The sequence below is a fragment of the Natrinema salifodinae genome, assembly GCF_900110455.1.
Lineage (GTDB): Archaea > Halobacteriota > Halobacteria > Halobacteriales > Natrialbaceae > Natrinema > Natrinema salifodinae.
Window position 1 is genome coordinate 58,828 of record NZ_FOIS01000005.1, and the last position, 19,231, is coordinate 78,058.

The window sequence follows — 19,231 nt, forward strand, 5'->3', positions numbered from 1 at the left end:
GAAATCGGCCAATAGAGTTAATCCGTGCCGGCATCGAAATGGCACCGGCGGCGGGAGGCGATTCGGTCGTCGTCGACCGATCCGAGACATCACCGCACCCGACGTCGTAACTGGGATCGTTCCAACGAGAGGCCATATCGTCACGATCTCAGATCCACCCACCGCTTCCGATTGACACACCGTTCGACGGTTGGGGACTCCGATGTCGGCCACCGGCCGGCAGTTTCCGCGGCCAACACACGTTGGAGACACTGGTATCAGTCCCAGCCTCGTACGGAGAAATACGACAGGGCGCCACATCATCATCATCACCCGCGCCATACGCGCACGCTTCCCTGTCGTACCGTTTCGCTTCCTTCCAGTCCGTTCGATGAGCAACCGCCCGAATAGCGGTAGAGTCCCTGTCGATTACAGCCACCGCTCCGATCTGCGACGAGATTATCTCGCTTCGAGCGCCGTCGCTCCGGCCCGAACTCGCTTCACGGGTCGGTTCCTCTCAACTGTGGAATAGTTATTTAGTGATCCGTCGCATCACTCCCACAGGAATCATGGTGGCTGTTAGCAAATTACGGGAAATGTACGAGACCATGGTGACGGCGCGTCACTACGAGGAGCGGCTGCAGGAGGAATACCTCGAGGGGAAACAACCCGCGTTCGACATCTCCGCCGGGCCCATTCCCGGCGAACTCCACCTGGCCGCGGGACACGAGGCCTCCGGCGCAGGCGTCTGTCAGCACCTCCGGGACGACGATACGGTCACGGCACCCCACCGCCCGCACCACATCGCCATCGCGAAGGGCGTCGACTTAAAGCGAATGACGGCCGAGATATTCGGCCGACGAACGGGTCTCAGCAAGGGCAAAGGCGGCCACATGCACCTCTTCGATCCGGACGTCAAGTTCGCGTGTAGCGGGATCATCGCCGAGGGGTGCCCGCCCGCGGTCGGCGCCGGCCTGGCCGCGAAGCAACGGAACACCGACAGCGTCGCGGTCGCGTTCCTCGGCGAGGGTGCGATCGATCAGGGGGCGTTTCTGGAGTCGCTCAACCTGGCGAGCGTCCAGAACCTGCCGGTCGTCTTCGTCGTCGAGGACAACGACTGGGCTATCAGCATGCCGAAAGAGCGCGTCACGGACGTCGAAAACGGCGCCCAGCGCGCGGGCGGTTTCGACTTACCGGGAACTCGAGTGGACGTCGACGATGCCGTCGCGATCTACGAGGCCGCCGGCGAAGCCATCGGCCGTGCCCGCGACAGGAACGGGCCCAGCCTGCTGGAGGTCCAGGTCCACCGGCGCATGGGTCACTTCATGGGTGACGCCGAGGGGTACCGTCCCGACGAAGACCAGGCGGCGGCCGAACGACGGGATTCGATCGAGCGACTCGAGAGCGACCTTCGCGCACACGACGTCGACGACGAGACGATCGAGGAACTGCGCGACCGGGCTCACGAGCGCGTCGAGGAGGCCATCGAGTGGGCGAAAGAGCAGCCCGAACCCGACCCGGACGACGCCTACGAGGATGCGTTCGTGAACCCGCCGTCCGGCGTGACCGATAGCGAGCCGTCGATCGCGGAAACGGGAGGTGTCGACTGATGGCCCAACAGGAGAAGGATCGAGCGAACGACCGGCAGACGGACCGCTCGCTGACCATGAGTCGCGCGATGGTCGAGGCGATCGCCCACGAGATGCGCGAGAACGATGAGGTCTTCTACATGGGCGAAGACGTCGCGGATTACGGCGGCATCTTCGACAGCACCGAGGGCCTCCTCGAAGAATTCGGTCGCGACCGCATCGTGGACGTCCCCATCAGCGAGACGGCCTACATCGGCGCCGCCGTCGGTGCAGCCCAGGAGGGGATGCGGCCGATTGCCGAGCTCATGTTCGTCGACTTCTTCGGCGTCGGCATGGACCAGATCTACAACCAGATGGCCAAGAACACCTACATGAGCGGCGGGACCGTGAACGTCCCGATGGTGCTCACGGCGGCCGTCGGCGGGACGTACAACGACGCCGCTCAGCACTCCCAGACCCTCTACGGGACCTTCGCTCACCTCCCGGGCATGAAGGTCGTCGTCCCGTCGACGGCCTACGACGCGAAGGGACTCATGCACAACGCCATCCGCGACGACGACCCCGTCGTCTACCTGTTCCACAAGCGGCTGATGGGGATCGGCTGGCTGCCGGCGCCGGACGGCCCGAAGACCGGCGTCCCGGACGACGACTACACGATCCCCTTCGGGAGCGCCGACGTCAAGCGCGAGGGCGTCGACGCGACCGTCGTCACGCTTGGCCTGCACGTCCACCGCGCGCTCGAGGCCGCCGAGTCGCTCGCCGACGACGGGATCGACGCCGAGGTGATCGACCTTCGGACGCTCGTTCCGCTCGATATCGACACCGTTCGCGAGTCCGTCGCGAAGACCGGTCGCCTGGTCGTCGTCGACGAGGACTACCGCTCGTATGGAGTCACCGGTGAGATCATCGCGAGCGTGGCCGAGGACGGACTCGACGACCTCGAGGCCGTCGAGCGGGTCGCGCTGCCGGACGTGCCGATCCCGTACGCTCGACCCATGGAAGACGAGGTCATTCCGGGGACGGATGATATCACCGAGGCCGTTCGCGCCGTTCGATCGCAGGACCGAGAATGAGCGGGAGCGCCGACCGCGTCGCCGTCGATTCAGCCGACGCCTGGCCGGATGACGCGGACGAGGACGAAGGCGTCGTCGTCAATTGGTTCGTGAGCGAAGGGAGCGACGTCGAGGAGGGCGAGACCCTCTGCGAGTTCCAGGTCGAGAAGGTGAGCATCGACGTTCCGGCGCCGGTAACCGGTACGCTCGCCGAAATCACCCTCGACGAAGACGCCGAGTTCGAGAGAGGGGAACCGCTCGCCTGGCTGCAACCCGAGTAGCGTCCCGCGTTCTATCGGTTGGATCCCGCGCTGGGCCGTGCTGTCGAGCGGACTGGCCCTAGCGGGGTAACAGTGCTATTCGAATGCGCATTGCTCGGCTATTCCGGAGTGTCCAGTCGAGAAATCGATAATGCGGCAGTCAGCCCCCCGAAATTCGGTATGTCGTCGAATGTCCCTGTCTCTCACACGGGGGAGATATGGCCCGCCGAAATACCATGAGTTATATTATATGCCGATCTTATTACTCGAGTGAGTACGCAATGGCAGATACCGAAGATCGAATCCGGACGACGCATATCGGAAGCCTTCCGCGACCCCCCGAACTCCTCGACCTCCTCACGAAGCGCCAGAACGGTGCGACGGTCGACGAGACGGAGTGGGAAACCGCCGTCGCGGACGCCACGCGGAACGTCGTCGAGCGCCAGGCCGACGTCGGCCTCGACATCGCCAACAACGGCGAACAGCCCCGCGTCTCGTTCAACTGGTACGTCGCCGACCGGCTAACGGGAATCGGCGGCGAGCGCGAACAGGAACTCTGGGCCGATCTGGCGGAGTACCCCCACTACGCAGAGGAGACGTTTTCGACGGACGTCATCGATCTCGCGACGCAGCCGGCCGTCACCGGACCGATCGAGTACGACGGTCGCGACGCGGCCGAAGCGGAGGCCGCTGCGTTCTTCGATGCGCTGGACGACGCCGACGCGGATTTCGAGGAGACGTTCCTCACAACGGCGTCGCCGAGCATCGTGGCGACCACGCACGTAAACGAGTACTACGACTCCCACGAGGCGTTCCTCTTCGCCATCGCGGACGCGATGCGCGAGGAATACGAACTGCTCGCGGAGACGGGTGCGACCCTGCAGATCGACGCGCCCGAACTCCTCACCATCGGCCAGACGGCGGCCTACGCGGACGAATCCCTCGAGGATATCAAGAACGCCACGCGCCTCCACGTCGAAGCGCTCAACGAGGCCCTCGAGAACGTCCCCGCCGAGCAAGTCCGCCTCCACACCTGCTGGGGCAGCTACGAGGGGCCCCATCACCTCGATACTGACCTCGTCGACCTCCTCCCGGAGATCTACGAGGCCGACATCACGGGGCTGAGTATCGAACAGGCCAACCCCCGCCACCAGCACGAGTACCGCGCGTTCGCGGAACACCCGCTGCCGGACGACTGGACGCTGATGCCTGGCGTCGTCGACGTGAAGACGAACATCATCGACCACCCGGAGACGATCGCGGACCGTTTAGAGCGCGTCGCCGACGCGGTCGACGACTCGACGCCGCTCGTTGCCGCTCCCGACTGTGGCTTCGGTACGCAGGCCGGCCTCGGGATGGTCGACCCCGAAATCGCGTGGGCAAAACTCGACGCGCTCGCCGAGGGTGCCGAGATCGCGACCGACCGCGTCTGCTGACGCTCCGTCGATCCCGTCCGTTCCGGACGCGGAACGCAGACGGTTCGCCGAGAGCGAGACGGCAGCGCGCACAAAAAGACGATAAACGGATGCAGCTTGTGATCGATCCGACACTCCAGTCTGTCGGCCAGTTCGGTCCCAGCGGACGCGGTGCCGTTACTCCGAGTCCGAGAGTTCTTCGCCGACGTACTGGTCTTCCCACTCCCGTCGGGCTTCGAGCTCGCGCCGGCCGCGAGCCGTGATCGAGTAGTAGTTCGTCCGCTGATCGAGTTCTCCCTTCTCGACGAGCCCCTTGTTGACGACTTCGTCGAGATTCGGGTAGAGTCGCCCGTGATGGATCTCCTTCTCGTAGTAGCCTTCGAGTTCCTCTTTGATCGCGAGCCCGTGTGGCTGGTCCTGGCCGGCAATCACGTACAAGAGATCGCGCTGGAAACCGGTCAAATCGTACATATCGGTACTGTGTTCTATCACGGTATAAGGATAGCGAGACTGGATTCAATTCTGGCTATCTCCACTGGAGAAAACCATCGACAGTTTTCGATCCTTATTTGCCGCTCTACTTTCCTGCCGTTCCGCCCCGACCGCGATTCGTCTCCGAATGCTCCCCCGAGCCGCGGGCCGAGTCACGGTGAATGCTTAGTATTTTGGTAACAAATAACGTATCTGGTCGTGGGATCAGCTATGTCCGACAGTAGCCTCCGAGAAGAGCAGCAATCGATGAAAGAAGCGTACGAGGAAGACCCCGAGAAGGCACAGATCAGCCTGTCGGCGAAAGGGGAAGAGCAGTCCGACGTTCGCTCCTGTCGCGTCGATATCGGTCGAGCGATTTACGAGGCCGAGCTCCACGAGGGGGCGGCCGGCCCCGGCACGGGCGCGTGTTCGGGCGACCTCTTACTCGGGGCCCTGGCGGCCTGCTCGCAACTCACGGCACAGGCGGTCGCGGACACGATGGAGATCGATGCGGAGATCACGACCGAAGTACACGGCGACCTCGACCTCCGCGGGACGCTTGGGATCGACGACGACGTGCCCGTCGGCTTCCAGAACGTTCGCCTCGAGGTCGCCGTAGACGGCGACGTCGATGCCGAGACCGCGGCCGCCCTTCAGGAGTACGCGGAGCGATACTGCGTCGTCCTCCAGACGATATCGGACCCGCCGGGGATCGAAACGGAGTGGTCGTTCGACTAGGTCGACCGGCGCGTCCGCCAGGCGGACGAGGTCACTCCCGCCTCGATTCAATCTGACGCGACCGGCGTGTCCTCGGCAACGCCCTCGAGTCTGACCCACGATTCGGCGTTCGATTCGGGGACGGCCACTTCTCCGAGGAAGGCGTCGCACGCTCGGCAGGTCGACCAGACGGTGACGTGCGGCGGTTGGCAGCACGGATCGACCCGGTCGGAGCGCCGCTCGGCCGGTCCGCCGCAGTCCGGACATCGGTCGCTCGACAGCCGAACTCGCAGCAGCACGTCCAGTCGAGCGTCGCGGTCGAGCCCCGCCCAGCCGTCGAGCCGATCGTGGAGTATCGACGCGGCCGCCACGTCGGCAACGAGCGCGGCGTCCGACTCCCACCGGAGGAGCTTGTTTCCGTCGACCGAAAACGCTCGCTCTCCCCGTTCGTCGATCTCCGTCGCGTCGACGATCGCCGCGACGTCGTCGGCCGCGGGAGCCGTCTCCGCGTATCGGTCCGTTTCCCGCCGGAGTGCCCTCCGAAAGCCGTCGGCGAGGCGTACGTTCTCGGTCGCCGTTCGCTCGACGACGCCGGCGGCGGTCAGCATTCCCCACGGATCGTCCTCGAACCCGTCCTCGCGAGACCGCTCCGAAACCGGCTCCTTTCCGAACAGTTCGAGCACCGATCGGGGCAGATACCGCTCGGTGAGTCGCGGCGTGCCGGGGACCAGGTATCCCCGAACGTAGATGATCGCGAGCGATCCGAGGAAGACGACCGTCCCGATCCGAACGGAGGCGAGGACGCTGACGGCGGTCGCCAGAACGACCGCGATACCGACGTTCACGACCGTACACGGCAGACAGCGGTTTTCACCCGTGTACTCCGACCGTCGAACGGACGACAACCCCTCGAGGCGCAGTCGCATAGCTGAACTGCCAACAGGTACCACACTCGCCTGTAAAAACCTTCGTCCGCGACTTCGACGCCACTCACGTCATAAATCGGCGGCAAATGCAACGATGTTCGTGATCAACCGAGAGCGGCGAGTTGCGATTACCGAGGTCCGAACGCTACGGACAGATCGGAACCGTTCGGCTCGTTCACCCGATTGCAAAACCGCCGCCCTGACCACCCCACACCATCATGACATCGAACGACCCCCTCGTCGACAAGTGCCCGGTCTGTAACACGTATTTCCTCGCCGGTTCAAGCGCCGACCTGCAGCGACGACTCAACGCGCACGAACTCGACCAGCACGGCAAGGTGCGACCGACCAGAGTCGATCACGACGCGACGAATTACCGGTAACGGTGTGGTAGTGCGGTTCGTTCGGAACGAGCAGTAGACCGACGTCGCCAGTCGCTTGCGCCCGACTATCTCTCGTTCGAGGTCGTCATTGTTGTGTCAAACGGTATTAAAGACTGTCGACCTTCCCGTCGTCATCACAAATCGCCGGCCGCGTCAGATGGAGCGAGACTCAGGCCATCGCCGCGGAACAGTTGCTGCGATCGCCACCCCGCGCAAATCGTTGCCACCTGTAGCCGCTATCGGCATAGAGCAATCTGTCGATGCAATCGATTCAGAGCTTGTCGATGCTATCTTCGAGCAGGGACTCGAGCGTTCGAATTCGCTCTTTGAGAAACTCGACGTCGGCCGCCGGTCCCGTGCCGTCTTCAGCGTGCACTGCCTGGGTGACGATATCGTCGAACGCCGATTCCATCTCTTGGAGTTCGATAGCCATCTGTAGCCCGTCTCGAACGAACTCGCTTCGCGTCTGCCCCTGGCGTTCGGCAGCAGCGTCGGCGCTTTCGATTAATGCACGGGGAACGCGTACGGTGATTTTCCGCGTCTCTTGGAGGTCGTAATCGGTCGCGACGTCCGATTCCTGAAACCGAGCGCCGCTCAGAATAGCCGCGACTTGGTAATGCGTCGGACAGAGTCCGATTGTTGTACTGTCACGTGACGACTGCGCGATCGAATAGGTTGAGAGCGAATCCGTCGTCCCACAGATCGCACATTCCGTTATGACGACGTCGGACTCCCGCTCGGAAGATTGAGTGTCGGATGATCGTTCTGGTGGCATTTGGGTTTCTCGGCACTGTCTAGTTCTGCACCTCCTCGACCGGCGTCTTTCCACCGAGAGCTTGATGCGGTCTCTGACGGTTGTAGTAATGCACGAATCGTTCAAGACGTCCTCGGACGCTCGACCGACTGCCCACCCATGAATTATGGAAGTGGTGAATTCGAATTTTGAGGGTTTGAAGCCACTTTCAGTGCGGTTTTGGTCGATATAGTTGACCTGACCGCCCAGTCCGACTCGGGAGAGGGCAGTCCGATAGCCAAATTGATCGACGAGAAACTCAAACATGGATAGATCCTGTTTCTCGCGGAGTTTCTGTAGAAACGCAGCTACCGGATCAGTGACGTGTCGACGAAACAACGCAATGTCAAGAATCACCTTTGTTTCGATGTATATTGCAGAACACAGGCAAGACCAGGCATACCTAAGCGAGACTAACCGGGCGCGGTTCGAGTCTTCGCCGATCGGCCCGGTCGCCACATCCGTGGCAATTCGTACCCGCGGGTTTCGGAAAGAGGAGCTGTTCGATTACCGTACTGTTCGTCTCACGGTTTCTACAATCTCATCGTGGACGTTCCCGTTCGACGCGACAAGACCCTCGCAACCCGGCTTCCAGGGCCCTCCTTCTATATCCGTCACTGACCCGCCGGCTCGTTCGACCATTTCGATGCCGGCGATTGTGTCCCACGGGTTTGGGTCCGGCTGCGGAGAAACCGCCGCGTCAAGCGCGCCGCAGGCGACCATACCGAGCGTCACTTGGGCGCAGCCGAAGCGCCGGAGGTCGCCGAACCGCAAGAGTAATTCTCGGAGGAGGTCGCCGAACTGCCGATCGCGTTCGGATCCGTACCGAAGGATGGGCGCGACTGTAAATCGATCGAGGTCCGTTCGAGTACTGACGGAGATCGGGTCCCCGTTCAGCGTGACGCCGTCGGAGTCCGCCGCGAACGTGTCCCCGAGCGCCGGCGCGACGGTCACTGCTGCGACGGTCTCGTGATCGCGGACGGCCGCGACGGTCGTCGTCCACAGCTGCGTCCCGCGGACGAAGTTGGTCGTGCCGTCGATCGGGTCGATTACCCAGGCGTTCCCGTCCGCGGGAACGGACTTCAGTTCGTCTTCCTCTTCGCCGACGATAGTCGCGTCCGGGTACTCGTTGCGAATGACGTCGATAACGCGTTGCTGCGTCTCGGTGTCCGCTCTGGTGACGAAATCCATCTTCGAGTCCTTGGTCTCTACGTCCAGTTCGGTGCGGAACAGGTCGTGAGCGACCTCGGACCCTTCGACCGCCGCTTCGTATGCTACGTCGGATCGTGTCATCGTGATCGTGGTAATTCACTGCTGGTGATTTTAAGCCTTCGCCAGACGAATCCGCCGGGAGTGATCAGACGATTCGCGTCCCGTCCTCCTCGAACAGCCACGATTCCTCGGTCTGGATATCGACGTGAATCCGATCCCGCTCCTTCGAGATTTTACCCTGCGGCGTGACCGCCGACAGCGAGGTTCCGTTCGCGGAGAGGTGGACGGCGTCTCGATCGCCGAGCGGTTCGACGACGTCAAGATCAGCGACGAACTCGCCTGGATCGGTCCCGAGATTCAGGTACTCCGGCCGAATCCCGTAGATGACTGTCTCTCCAATGTACCCTTCGACCCGGTCGACCTGCTTCTCGGTGGCCGGAATCGTGTAGAAATCGGACGCGAACGCGAGTCCGTCGGCCGTCCGCTCGACGGTGCACTCGATGAGGTTCGGTGACGGCGAGCCGATAAACCCCGCGACGAAGCGGTTCTCCGGTTCGTTGTACACTTCGTACGGAGTCCCGATCTGTTGAACGTACCCCTCGTTCATCACTACGATCTTGTCTCCGAGCGTCATCGCCTCTTCCTGATCGTGCGTGACGAAGATCATCGCCGTGTTCAACTGCCGTTGAATCTTCTTGACCTCGACGCGCATCTTGTCTCGGAGATTCGCGTCGAGGGCCGAAAACGGCTCGTCGAGCAGGAACGCCGCGGGTTCCATTACCATCGCGCGTCCGAGCGAGACGCGCTGCTGTTGCCCGCCCGAGAGCGCTGACGGTTTCCGATCGAGCATCGCCGAGAGGCCGAGCGTGTCCGCAACCTCCTCGACGCGCTGTCGCTTTTCCTCTTTCGAGAGGTCGGTGTTCATGTCGAGTCCGAAGCGGATGTTCTTCCGGACGCTCATATGGGGGAACAGCGCGATGCTCTGGAAGACGAACGCGAGGTTCCTGTCTTTGGATTTCAGGCCGGTGATGTCTTCTCCGTCGACGGTGATGCTGCCGCTGTCCGGCTCTTCCAGCCCGGCGATACACCGAAGCGTCGTCGTCTTGCCGCAGCCGGAGGGGCCAACGAGCACGATGAATTCGCCTTCGTCGATACCGATGTTCACGTCGTCACAGGCGACTACCGAGCCATCGTTGAACGTCTTTCGAATCCCGTCGACACGGATCTGATCTCCCGTGCCGCTTCTGTCGGCGGAGTCGTAGTTACTACTCGATTCGTCTGATCTCTCCGTTCGGTTGCCCGAACTGTTGTCTTCTGTTTGCTTCATGGGTTCTTGACTCATACGTTGAACGCACTCTCCAGGTAGTTGCGAGCGACGAGGTAGATGATCGTCGGTGGGGTGCCGATGATGATCGTCTCGGCCATCAGCTTCCCCCAGTAGACCCGTTCACCCGACCCGCCGCCGATGGTCCCGTACAGGACCGGCACGGCCGGAACCGGTCCGGTGCCGGTAGTCAGGAGGTTGGCGAAGAGGAAGTCGTTCCATCCCGTGAGAAACGCGAGGAAGCCGACGGCGACGATTCCGGGGGCCGCCAACGGGAGGATGACTCGAACGAACGCCGTGAACTGCGTACAGCCGTACACCTGCGCGGCCTCCTCGATGTCCGTCGGGAGATTCTCGAAGAAGTCCCGGAGGATCCAGATGGAAAACGGGGTGACGAACACCTGGTATGCCAGGATCATCCCGAAGATGGTATTGTAGATTCCCAGCGCGGTCCACAGGTCCATGATCGGGATGACCAGGAGGATGTACGGGAACATCATCGCCGAGATGATCGCGTAGAATCCGACCGTTTTCCCGTAGAACTCCTTTCGGGCGAACGCGTAGGCGCCCGGGATGGTGATGGCGAGCGCCAGCAACGCGGTGCCCGTCCCGATCAGGAAGCTGTTGACGAGGTTCCCTCGCAGATCCTCGAACCCGCTCGTCCACGCTTCCAGCGTCGGGTCGTACGGGACGAGGTGCGGATCGGTGAAGAACTCGCTCGGCGGCATGAACGACACCGAAAGGATGAACAGGAGCGGAACGAGGTTCGCGAGCACGAGAAATGCGACGACGCCGTACGCGGTCGCCTTCAGCGTCACGCCCGTCGCGTCGTAGCCGGTCGCGCTCATGCTCCCGCCCCCTCGCTCGCGCGCTCGAACTCGCGAATGAACACGGCGACGAAGCCGAGGGTCATCACGAGCAAGATGATTCCGATGGCGTACGCGATGCCCATCTGACCGCGCTCGTAGGCGAACTGGTACAGTAACACGGCCAGGATGGACGTATCGTATCCCGGTCCGCCGTTCGTGATCTGGAGCACCTGCGAGATCTTCGTCATGTTCCAGATGATTCGGATGCTCAGCGCGACCAGAATGGCGCTTTTCAGCTGCGGTAGCGTCACGCGCAGGAACGTCTGGAGCGGCCCCGCGCCGTACATGCGAGCGCTCTCGTACAGTTCTTCCGGGATGCTCTCGAGGCTGGCCGAGATGATGAGGAACATGAACGGCCAAAACGTCCACGTCGTCACGAACATCACGACGGCGAGCGATAGTGGCCCGCTGCTACCCCAATAGATCGTCTCTTCGAGGACGCTCCACTCGGTGAGGTAGCCGAAGACGGGACCGAAGTCGGGCTCGAGCAGGTACGCCCAGATGGTCCCGATCACCAGCGGTGGCATCGTATACGAGAGCAGAAATGCCGCGCTGACGAGACTCTTCCCGCGGCGGAGTTCCCGCACGGCGAGCGCCGCCGCGAGCGCGACGACCAACTGTAACACCGTCGTCAGCGAGAAGATCACGGTCGCCTTCAAGGACGTGTAGAACGGCTCCCACTGCAGCAGGAACTCGTAATTCGTCAGGCCGATCCACGTTGGCTCGCCGCCGAAGGGCCACTCGTTGAAACTCATATAGACGCCCTGCAGGAAGGGGAGCCACATGAGCGCGACCAGAAACAGCAACACCGGCATGATCAACAGATAAGCGAACCAGTTCTCGGAGAGCACCGTCCGGTAGCGCTCGGTTCTGCCGCCGACGTCGAATAAGTTCCGTGTCGACATATTAGATGTCCACCTGATTGCGTATTTCTTCGGCGGTCCGGGTACAGGCCTCTTCGGGGCTGATCTTGCCGCGGACGGCTTCCTGGAACCGCGGTCCGGCGATGTTGTACTGGATCGCGTTCATCTCCGGGTGGCTCGACCACCCGTGTTCCATGCCCTCGACGGTCGTCTCGAGCGTCGAGATGTAATTACTCCGGGAGAGCGCCTCGTCGTCTTCGAGCTCCGGCCACACGTCCCGCCGAACCGGAAGCGTCGCGAGCGACTTCGGCACCTCCCGCTGGAAGTCCGCCGAAAGCAGTTTGTTGATCCATTGGATCGCCATCTCCTCGCGGTCCCGCCAGGCGTCCTCCGAGACGCCGTCGGGCTTTCGCATGAGTGCGACGCACTGCGTGAAGAAGTCGCCGCGATTGCCCGCGTCGCCCTCCCAGGGTGGCCCGAACACGATGGTTCCGTCTCTGATCATGTCTTCCGCGCGGCTCATGAACTGGCCAAAGCCCTTCGTGCTTCCCTGATACATACTCACCTCCCCTTGAATGAGCATCTGGGCGGCACCTTCGTTAGACGCCGTCGCCGCCTTGGCGGAGGAGAGCCCGTGTTCGCGGTAGAGGTCGACGTACTGTCTGGTCGCCTCCTTCCAGATCTCGTTGTCGTAGTTAACGTCCGACCAGTCCTCATCGAGGTACATCCCGTCGTACCCACCCTTCGAGGCGGTCCACGTGACGAGCGCCTCGTCGGTGACGTCTCCATGCTCGCCGTATATTTGAAACCCGTACTCGCCCGGGCCGTCCTCCTGAAGCTGCGTCGCCAGCTGGATGAGATGCTCGTAATCCTCGGGCGGAAAGTCGTCTTCGATCGAGAGGCCGGCCGCTTCGAAGTGATCCGCCCGCGCGATAAAGGGCGCGCCGACCTCGAGACCGACGGGAATCTCGTACAGTTCCTCGTCGAATCCTCGATAACAGCTCTGGCCCATCTCCAGCGCCCACTCGACGTTCTCGAGTGCCTCGTCGTCGAGTCTGTCCTTGTACTCGCTGACGGGCTTGACCCAGCCGGGTTCGATGAACTGGCCGGTGAGCGAGTTCGTCGAGTCGTAGAGGAGTGGCCGATTCCCGTTCTGAATGTTATTTTTCCACTTGCCACCGTTGATGTCGTCCCAGTTCGACCAGTTCATTTCCAGCTGAACGTCGTGCTCGTCTTGGAACTCCGCTACGGAGGTCTGCATCAACTCCGCCGCGACTTCGGACTGGGAGTGAAAGTATTCCCAGTACTCGTTGGTACTACTAGCTCCGTTCGATCTGTCGATAACACCGCTCAGGCAGCCCGCAGCCCCTGCCATTCCGGCGGTCCCAGCAGCTACTATATACTGGCGTCTTGGCATCTGGCTTGCCATACCGACACATGTCTATCTTCCCTAATAAACATTCGGGTGGGATAATAAAAAACTATAGAATACAAAACAGCAGACAGCTAGTGCCGCTTTAGAAGGTTTAATAACCTAATTGCGATTTCATTAGGGCACTGTCACGGGAGTGGTAGCGTTCACCCCCGTCGGCGGAGCCTACCCATGAGCAACGATACACCGGACGTTCTCGTCCTACGCTCGGACACGCACGGATTGCCAGCGCGCGAGTACGCAGACCTACTCGACGACCGACTACCGACCCACGACGTCGAACTCGCCCAGACACCGGCCGAGGAACGCGAGCTCATCGAACACGCTACCGTCGTCTCGGGCGTCGACATCGACGAGGAATTGTTGGACCAGGCGGAGGACCTTGAGCTATTCGCGGGGATCGCTGCGGGGTATAATCACCTGCCCCTCGAGACCATGCGAGAGATGGACGTTGCCGTAACTAACGCCTCCGGGATCCACGCACCGAACATCGCGGAGCAAGTCGTCGGATACGTCTTGACCTTCTCGCGCCGGCTGCAGGAAGGCTTGAGACGAAAGAACCGTCGCGAGTGGCGTCACTACCAAGGCGGCGAACTGAAGGGGAGTACGGTCACCATCGTCGGTCTCGGCGCGATTGGCACGGCCGTCGTCGAACGACTCTCTGGATTCGACGTCGAGACGATCGGGATCAGGTACACGCCCGAGAAGGGAGGACCGACGGACGAGGTCGTGGGATTCGAACGCGAGGCCGTACACGACGCGCTCGCACGGACCGAGTACCTCGTTATCGCCGCGCCGCTGACGGAGACGACGCGAGGACTGCTTTCCGGTTCCGAATTCGAGACGCTTCCTCCGAACGCGAAGGTGATCAACGTGGGTCGAGGGAAGATCATCGATACCGACGCACTCGTATCCGCTATTCAAACGAACCAGATTGATGGTGCGGCGCTCGACGTGACTGACCCCGAACCGCTCCCCGCAGATCATCCGTTATGGCAGTTTGAGAACGTCATTATTACCCCGCACAACGCCGGCCACAGCCCGAAACACTGGGACCGATTAGCCGAGATCGTTGCCGACAACGTCACAGATCTGTCCGAAACGGGCGACGCCGCTGGACTCACTAATCTCGTCTGATCGGAGATCAAGAGTATCCCCATCGATCGCCCGGCTCACCTTCGCCTGTGGCTCGATCGTTGGGATGAAGACCGGCGCAGCAGGGTCACTTTGTGCGAGTACTGCTTCCGGTCGCATTGCTTCCGCGCGCGCGGCGTCGAGTTAGGCGATTGCTGTGGAGAGATATAGTTAAAGGAGTACGAATCAATGAGACGTACATGTTCGATCGCTCATCGGGCCACGAGGCGAACGATACGCTCGGATCAGTCGAGAAGGCCTTTATTGTTCTCGAAGAGCTCAGACAAATGCGGAAAGCCGGCGTCTCAGAACTGGCGGAGCAACTGGACTTCCCTAAAAGCACTGTTCATATCTATCTCCAGACGTTACGGGAACAGGGCTTTGTGGTACAGGATGGCGACGAATACGCGCTGAGTTACCGGTTTCTGGAATACGGTGGCGATTACAGAAACCAGTCGCGATTATACCGGGTTGCGAAAACGGAGGTTGACAAGCTCGCGTCCGAAACGGATGAGGTCGCAAATCTCGGTATCGAAGAAAACGGACTTCGGGTTCTCCTCTACAAATCGGAAGGGCCGGACGCCGTCCACGACAACGCCCCGATCGGAGAGTACGCGCATATGCACTGGACGGCGCTTGGGAAGGCGATGTTAGCGCACTACCCGATGAGTCGCGTCGAGTCAATCATCAACACTCATGGGTTGCCTCGGGCGAACGAGCACACGATAACGGATGATGACAACCTTTTCACAGAACTTGAGTATATCCGCGAGCGTGGGTATTCCGTTGAGGACCAAGATAGAAGAGAAGGTGTTCTCACTATCGGCGCACCGATCGTGGACCGAAGTACGAACGAGGTCATTAGCGCCGTATCGGTTTCCGGCCCGAAGAACCACCTAGACGAGCAAGAACGATTCGAAGAACTCGTTGCTGCGGTCAAGAAGACGGCAAACGTTATTGAACTTCGCTACTCTCACTACTGAGATCAAACTCTCTGCCATTCGGATGATCGAACCAATGCGGTCCATTCAACGTCATTGAACGAGTCCTTTGCTTCTCATCGACCAGTTGCCGCATCGAACAGATACGGCGCGAATATTTTACAACCATATGGATGTATTCCCTGCCTGTAATAATGGTATGGTTTTTCATATAGTAATATATTGAATGCTAATTTGTTTTAATTACTCCTCTGAGGACAATGAATTATTAGTGTTATTACTACAACTCATGTAGCATTCGACATCCTTGAACTCAGACCTCTGCCAGCCTTAGTTCACTGAAACGATGATTCGAGTTTCCAATATCATAATAGTAATTCTATATACATGAATTTACAACCATATGTGCGTAATACAGTTGGGCTGCGACATAGACGTCATGAACAGGAGCGTGTTTAGAGGGCAGATCTATCGAAAACGCGTTCAGATCACTGCCTCTCATCATCGGATTTGCGGCATTTGCGCTGGGAGTTAATGCTGCTGGGTAGAGTTAACGAACTCCGCACAGCGTGCAATCATACTAGACGAAGTGCTCTCATATTCTCGATTTAGTGGGTTTATTAACCAGATGGTGAGCCAAGGATCGCTCGTGCTAGTTCGCTTAGTAATGCTGGTGCTTTATTTCAATTACGTTCACTGAGTTTTGAAGTTCGTCAACCAACACCGATTTAATTAGATCATCATCGAATTTACTTTTGGGACCAGTCAAGGAAATCGACCCGAGGATAGACCCATCCTCTGACCGTATCGGGGCACCGATCGACCGCATTCCAGTACGCCGCTCCTCGTCTTCGATTGAATGGTTCTGGTTTCGGATTATTTCGAGTTCCTCTAGTAGTTCACTTCGTGTCGTGATCGTTTTCTCCGTGAGTTTAGGCAGACCGTGCTTCTCAATGATGCTGTCAACACGTTCAGGCGGGAGGAACGCCAGAATAGCCTTTCCGAGTGCCGTCCAGTGCAAATTAGTCCTTTCTCCGGTTGGGATCTTGTCGTAGATCGCATCCGCTCCCTCAGATTTGTAGAGGAGTACTCGCTGTCCGTTTTCTTCAACGCCCAGACTTGCAACTTCCCCGGTTCGCTCAGAGAGTGCTTCTACTTCCTCTTTTGCAATCTGAAAGAGGTTCTGTTTTTGCCGTATTCGTCCACCGAACTCCAGAAAACGGAGGCTCAGCCTGTACGTTCCCTCGTCGTTCGTAACAAACCCGGTCTTAGAAAGCGTTTTTAGGTAGATATATGCTGTACTCTTCGGTATGTCTTCTTTCTCAGCTAGTTCTGATGCACCAATCCCATCGTTCTCGTCTATGAGTTCAAGTATATTGAACGCCCTTCGAACGGAACTCAGTTGCCCTGTTTCGTTCGCGTCAGTCTGTACCATATCTCTCGCTTTGATACCACCCATTATATGACTACTGGATGCTTTTGAGTACAATCTCATATTCAGAACGGGTCTCATATACATTGAAGAAATAATATAATCGCTGCCCGAATTACCGAATTCATCTCTCTATTAGATTTGTATTTAAACCGTTCGGGTACCTGATTGGTTGGTGACTACAGAATGATTTCTCTACAGTCTTCAATCGATATTGGGATTGCACTTGGGTACAGCAACATGTTCGTTGGCAGAGAGTGTGCGATTACAAGCCGACGACGAAGCTCCAACAGCAGGTCACCAGCACGTGCAATATAATTAGAATCGTCTCATTCGGAGAGGAGGGGTCGCCTTCCCAAACGAGCATAGATCGGTGAGCAAAGAACACATATAGAGTGGATCTGAATGATGGATTGTGAACCAGGATAGTTATCCGCAGATGACGGTTGCCGGAAAGACGGCGGTCGTTATCGGGGGTACGAGCGGTATCGGACGTGCGATCGCACTCGGGCTAGCTGAAGACGGCGCCGACGTCATCGCGAGTAGCCGAGACCGAATGTCAGTTGAGGAGATAGCGACGGAACTCCGCGAGCGAGGCACTGCCACCGCAGAAGTCGTATGTGATGTAACGGATCGCGACTCGATCGAGAATCTCGCGGAGACCGCAGTAGAGAAATTCGGGGGCGTCGATATCCTGGTCAATTCGGCCGGGTCTGTCGCAAAGTCCCCAATCACAACTATGTCCGAAGATGACTGGGAACGAGATATTGAGGTCAACCTAACTGGCGTATTCCGCGCCTGTCAGGTGTTTGCGAACGTGATGGAGGAGGGAAGCATCATTAATATCTCCTCGATGTCGTCCGGGCAAGCACGAGAAAACCGGCCCGCATACTGCGCCTCGAAAAGTGGCGTCGACGGACTGACCCGTGCAGCTGCCGCCGATCTTGGTCCATCGATCCGCGTCAACGCGATCGCGCCTGGGTTCGTTAAAACGCCGCTCGCGGGTGATGCGTTCGATGAGGAGACCGAACTTCGCGCCGAGATCGACCAACGGACGCCGATGGAGCGGGTCGCGACGCCCGACGAGATTGCCGGTCTCGCTCTCTATCTTGCCAGCGATGCCGCCTCATTCACGACCGGCGAAGTCATCCGCGTCGATGGCGGTTACGACAACAGCGCACAGTAACCGACACGATCTGTAGTAACTAATCGGATTCCTATTTGATCCGTCTTCAAGCGACAGGCTCACATAAAGTATTAACTGATAGCCGAGTGAGATCCAACCCGAAATGAAATTAGTACTCACTGACGACGAATGGGTGCCTCAAACGACTGATCTCGCCGGACAGAGACAATGACTGGTATGGACGTTGCAGAACTCATCGGTCCGGGTGAATTCGAACTCCGGAACCGCGATCGTCCGAAACCCGATGCTGACGAGGTCTTAGTCGCCGTCTCGCGTGTCGGAATCTGCGGTTCGGATCTTCACTGGTACGAGCACGGACAGATGGGTGACCGAGTCGTTGACGACTCGTTAATACTCGGTCACGAGAGTGCCGGGGAGATCGCTGATGTCGGGGCAAACGTTTCGGAACTTTCAGTCGGTGACCGCGTCGCAATCGAACCCGGGATTCCGTGCGGCAAGTGCCAAGCCTGTCGTGACGGCGACTACAATCTCTGTCCTAATGTCGAATTCATGTCGACCCCCGGGACGGACGGCGCTCTCGCCGAGTATGTCGCCTGGCCTGCGAAGTTCGTTCACCCTCTCCCAGAGGGGATGACGGTGACAGAAGGGGCGCTATGTGAACCATTGAGTGTTGGTCTCCAGGCGATCCAGCGCGGTGATGTCGGTGTCGGCGACACCGTCTTGATCATGGGTGCAGGTCCCATTGGTCGTACGGCTCTAGAGTGTGCAACTGCCGCAGGGGCCGCCGAGATCGTCGTCGTTGATATCGTTGACGAGAAACTCGACCAGGCGGTCGACCAAGGCGCAGATCTGGCAATCAACTCGAATACCCAAAACGTGCTGAAAGTCCTCGAGACGGCGATACCGACTGGTGTCGACGTCGCAATCGAGGCAACTGGCGCCCCTCCGGCGATAGAGACCGTCCCAGATACCGTCGGCCGCGGTGGAACCGTCGTACTCGTCGGTCTCGCTGCAGACCAGGCCGTGCCCTTCGACACCTACCGTCTCGTTCGCAACCAGATCAATGTCTGTGGAAGCTATAGGTTCGCGAACACTTACTCAACGGCTATCGAGTTAATTGCAGACGGTTCCGTCGACGTTGAGAGCATGGTCGATTTCCATGCACCGCTCTCGGAGGTCTCAGACGCGTTCGAATGCGCTACCGAATCCGATGTCGTCAAAGGGGTGATCGATGTCGTATAGCTAGTTACAGTAAGACGACAGACCCCCACGAAGGACGACCAACGAAATAC

Annotated in this window: 18 protein-coding genes and 2 pseudogenes; 9 read left to right on the forward strand and 11 right to left on the reverse strand. The window is 59.5% G+C overall.

What is annotated here, in order from left to right; all coding sequences use genetic code 11:
• Window positions 1-575: 575 nt before the first annotated feature.
• From BMY29_RS18500 to BMY29_RS18515, 4 genes are all read left to right on the forward strand, one after another.
• On the forward strand, window positions 576-1,589 hold the full coding sequence (locus BMY29_RS18500) for a thiamine pyrophosphate-dependent dehydrogenase E1 component subunit alpha (protein WP_049989128.1): 1,014 nt from the start codon (window positions 576-578) through the stop codon (window positions 1,587-1,589).
• Window positions 1,589-2,641 (forward strand): alpha-ketoacid dehydrogenase subunit beta, encoded by a 1,053-nt coding sequence (locus tag BMY29_RS18505; protein WP_049989129.1) that lies wholly within the window; start codon window positions 1,589-1,591, stop codon window positions 2,639-2,641. Before BMY29_RS18500 ends, BMY29_RS18505 begins: the two co-directional genes overlap by 1 nt.
• Complete coding sequence (locus tag BMY29_RS18510; protein WP_049989130.1) at window positions 2,638-2,901, forward strand: lipoyl domain-containing protein; 264 nt, start codon at window positions 2,638-2,640, stop codon at window positions 2,899-2,901. Before BMY29_RS18505 ends, BMY29_RS18510 begins: the two co-directional genes overlap by 4 nt.
• Before the next feature lie 260 nt (window positions 2,902-3,161).
• Window positions 3,162-4,316 (forward strand): cobalamin-independent methionine synthase II family protein, encoded by a 1,155-nt coding sequence (locus tag BMY29_RS18515; RefSeq protein ID WP_049989131.1) that lies wholly within the window; start codon window positions 3,162-3,164, stop codon window positions 4,314-4,316.
• Window positions 4,317-4,472: 156 nt separating this feature from the next.
• On the opposite strand, the gene BMY29_RS18520 is transcribed toward BMY29_RS18515, so the two are convergent.
• Entirely contained in the window at window positions 4,473-4,766 is a 294-nt protein-coding gene (locus BMY29_RS18520) for a PadR family transcriptional regulator (protein ID WP_049989132.1), read from the reverse strand.
• A 231-nt stretch (window positions 4,767-4,997) separates the two neighbouring features.
• Here BMY29_RS18520 and BMY29_RS18525 point away from each other — a divergent pair, with 231 nt between their 5' ends.
• Entirely contained in the window at window positions 4,998-5,504 is a 507-nt protein-coding gene (locus tag BMY29_RS18525; protein WP_049989133.1) for an OsmC family protein, read from the forward strand.
• Window positions 5,505-5,551: 47 nt separating this feature from the next.
• Here BMY29_RS18525 and BMY29_RS18530 read toward each other — a convergent pair whose 3' ends face one another.
• The 9 genes and pseudogenes from BMY29_RS18530 to BMY29_RS18565 all read right to left on the reverse strand — a co-directional run bounded on the left by BMY29_RS18530 (window position 5,552) and on the right by BMY29_RS18565 (window position 13,114).
• Window positions 5,552-6,409, reverse strand: a complete 858-nt coding sequence (locus tag BMY29_RS18530; RefSeq protein WP_049989134.1) for a DUF8054 domain-containing protein — start codon at window positions 6,407-6,409, stop codon at window positions 5,552-5,554.
• A 654-nt stretch (window positions 6,410-7,063) separates the two neighbouring features.
• On the reverse strand, window positions 7,064-7,225 hold the full coding sequence (locus BMY29_RS21515; protein WP_241471250.1) for a hypothetical protein: 162 nt from the start codon (window positions 7,223-7,225) through the stop codon (window positions 7,064-7,066).
• A 39-nt stretch (window positions 7,226-7,264) separates the two neighbouring features.
• Window positions 7,265-7,567: pseudogene (locus BMY29_RS21630) on the reverse strand (ribbon-helix-helix domain-containing protein); the annotation flags it as partial.
• A 19-nt stretch (window positions 7,568-7,586) separates the two neighbouring features.
• Window positions 7,587-7,999: pseudogene (locus BMY29_RS18540) on the reverse strand (integrase core domain-containing protein); the annotation flags it as partial.
• 93 nt (window positions 8,000-8,092) lie between these two features.
• Entirely contained in the window at window positions 8,093-8,878 is a 786-nt protein-coding gene (locus BMY29_RS18545; protein WP_049989135.1) for an inositol monophosphatase family protein, read from the reverse strand.
• 64 nt (window positions 8,879-8,942) lie between these two features.
• Window positions 8,943-10,124: an ABC transporter ATP-binding protein gene (locus BMY29_RS18550; protein ID WP_049989136.1), complete on the reverse strand. Its 1,182-nt coding sequence runs from the start codon at window positions 10,122-10,124 to the stop codon at window positions 8,943-8,945.
• Between the two features lie 11 nt (window positions 10,125-10,135).
• The gene (locus BMY29_RS18555; RefSeq protein WP_049989137.1) at window positions 10,136-10,969 is read right to left on the reverse strand and encodes a carbohydrate ABC transporter permease; all 834 of its coding nucleotides are present in this window, start codon (window positions 10,967-10,969) and stop codon (window positions 10,136-10,138) included.
• Complete coding sequence (locus tag BMY29_RS18560; protein ID WP_049989138.1) at window positions 10,966-11,895, reverse strand: carbohydrate ABC transporter permease; 930 nt, start codon at window positions 11,893-11,895, stop codon at window positions 10,966-10,968. Before BMY29_RS18560 ends, BMY29_RS18555 begins: the two co-directional genes overlap by 4 nt.
• Before the next feature lies 1 nt (window position 11,896).
• Window positions 11,897-13,114: an ABC transporter substrate-binding protein gene (locus BMY29_RS18565; protein ID WP_241471252.1), complete on the reverse strand. Its 1,218-nt coding sequence runs from the start codon at window positions 13,112-13,114 to the stop codon at window positions 11,897-11,899.
• A 342-nt stretch (window positions 13,115-13,456) separates the two neighbouring features.
• Between BMY29_RS18565 and BMY29_RS18570 the strand changes: the two genes are divergently transcribed.
• Both BMY29_RS18570 and BMY29_RS18575 read left to right on the forward strand, forming a co-directional pair.
• A complete protein-coding gene (locus BMY29_RS18570; RefSeq protein ID WP_049989140.1) occupies window positions 13,457-14,422 on the forward strand; it encodes a D-2-hydroxyacid dehydrogenase in 966 nt (321 codons plus the stop codon).
• Between the two features lie 197 nt (window positions 14,423-14,619).
• Window positions 14,620-15,402 (forward strand): IclR family transcriptional regulator, encoded by a 783-nt coding sequence (locus BMY29_RS18575; RefSeq protein WP_049989141.1) that lies wholly within the window; start codon window positions 14,620-14,622, stop codon window positions 15,400-15,402.
• A gap of 619 nt (window positions 15,403-16,021) precedes the next feature.
• On the opposite strand, the gene BMY29_RS18580 is transcribed toward BMY29_RS18575, so the two are convergent.
• Window positions 16,022-16,795: an IclR family transcriptional regulator gene (locus BMY29_RS18580; RefSeq protein WP_049989142.1), complete on the reverse strand. Its 774-nt coding sequence runs from the start codon at window positions 16,793-16,795 to the stop codon at window positions 16,022-16,024.
• 436 nt (window positions 16,796-17,231) lie between these two features.
• On the opposite strand from BMY29_RS18580, the gene BMY29_RS18585 reads away from it, so the two are divergent.
• Both BMY29_RS18585 and BMY29_RS18590 read left to right on the forward strand, forming a co-directional pair.
• Window positions 17,232-17,978: an SDR family NAD(P)-dependent oxidoreductase gene (locus tag BMY29_RS18585; protein ID WP_173424873.1), complete on the forward strand. Its 747-nt coding sequence runs from the start codon at window positions 17,232-17,234 to the stop codon at window positions 17,976-17,978.
• A gap of 177 nt (window positions 17,979-18,155) precedes the next feature.
• Window positions 18,156-19,181 carry an NAD(P)-dependent alcohol dehydrogenase gene (locus BMY29_RS18590; protein WP_049989144.1) on the forward strand — a complete coding sequence of 342 codons (1,026 nt, stop codon included), beginning with the start codon at window positions 18,156-18,158 and terminating at the stop codon, window positions 19,179-19,181.
• Window positions 19,182-19,231 lie beyond the last annotated feature (50 nt).

What these genes read in the sequence shown, in the direction of transcription:
- BMY29_RS18565 (WP_241471252.1), bottom strand. Translation starts at nt 13,114, where the DNA reads ATGCAGACCTCCGTAGCGGAGTTCCAAGACGAGCACGACGTTCAGCTG.
- BMY29_RS18515 (WP_049989131.1), top strand. Translation starts at nt 3,162, where the DNA reads ATGGCAGATACCGAAGATCGAATCCGGACGACGCATATCGGAAGCCTT.
- BMY29_RS18560 (WP_049989138.1), bottom strand. Translation starts at nt 11,895, where the DNA reads ATGTCGACACGGAACTTATTCGACGTCGGCGGCAGAACCGAGCGCTAC.
- BMY29_RS18580 (WP_049989142.1), bottom strand. Translation starts at nt 16,795, where the DNA reads ATGGTACAGACTGACGCGAACGAAACAGGGCAACTGAGTTCCGTTCGA.
- BMY29_RS18585 (WP_173424873.1), top strand. Translation starts at nt 17,232, where the DNA reads ATGACGGTTGCCGGAAAGACGGCGGTCGTTATCGGGGGTACGAGCGGT.
- BMY29_RS18500 (WP_049989128.1), top strand. Translation starts at nt 576, where the DNA reads ATGTACGAGACCATGGTGACGGCGCGTCACTACGAGGAGCGGCTGCAG.
- BMY29_RS21515 (WP_241471250.1), bottom strand. Translation starts at nt 7,225, where the DNA reads ATGGCTATCGAACTCCAAGAGATGGAATCGGCGTTCGACGATATCGTC.
- BMY29_RS18555 (WP_049989137.1), bottom strand. Translation starts at nt 10,969, where the DNA reads ATGAGCGCGACCGGCTACGACGCGACGGGCGTGACGCTGAAGGCGACC.
- BMY29_RS18520 (WP_049989132.1), bottom strand. Translation starts at nt 4,766, where the DNA reads ATGTACGATTTGACCGGTTTCCAGCGCGATCTCTTGTACGTGATTGCC.
- BMY29_RS18570 (WP_049989140.1), top strand. Translation starts at nt 13,457, where the DNA reads ATGAGCAACGATACACCGGACGTTCTCGTCCTACGCTCGGACACGCAC.
- BMY29_RS18510 (WP_049989130.1), top strand. Translation starts at nt 2,638, where the DNA reads ATGAGCGGGAGCGCCGACCGCGTCGCCGTCGATTCAGCCGACGCCTGG.
- BMY29_RS18545 (WP_049989135.1), bottom strand. Translation starts at nt 8,878, where the DNA reads ATGACACGATCCGACGTAGCATACGAAGCGGCGGTCGAAGGGTCCGAG.
- BMY29_RS18590 (WP_049989144.1), top strand. Translation starts at nt 18,156, where the DNA reads ATGGACGTTGCAGAACTCATCGGTCCGGGTGAATTCGAACTCCGGAAC.
- BMY29_RS18550 (WP_049989136.1), bottom strand. Translation starts at nt 10,124, where the DNA reads ATGAAGCAAACAGAAGACAACAGTTCGGGCAACCGAACGGAGAGATCA.
- BMY29_RS18525 (WP_049989133.1), top strand. Translation starts at nt 4,998, where the DNA reads ATGTCCGACAGTAGCCTCCGAGAAGAGCAGCAATCGATGAAAGAAGCG.
- BMY29_RS18530 (WP_049989134.1), bottom strand. Translation starts at nt 6,409, where the DNA reads ATGCGACTGCGCCTCGAGGGGTTGTCGTCCGTTCGACGGTCGGAGTAC.
- BMY29_RS18505 (WP_049989129.1), top strand. Translation starts at nt 1,589, where the DNA reads ATGGCCCAACAGGAGAAGGATCGAGCGAACGACCGGCAGACGGACCGC.
- BMY29_RS18575 (WP_049989141.1), top strand. Translation starts at nt 14,620, where the DNA reads ATGTTCGATCGCTCATCGGGCCACGAGGCGAACGATACGCTCGGATCA.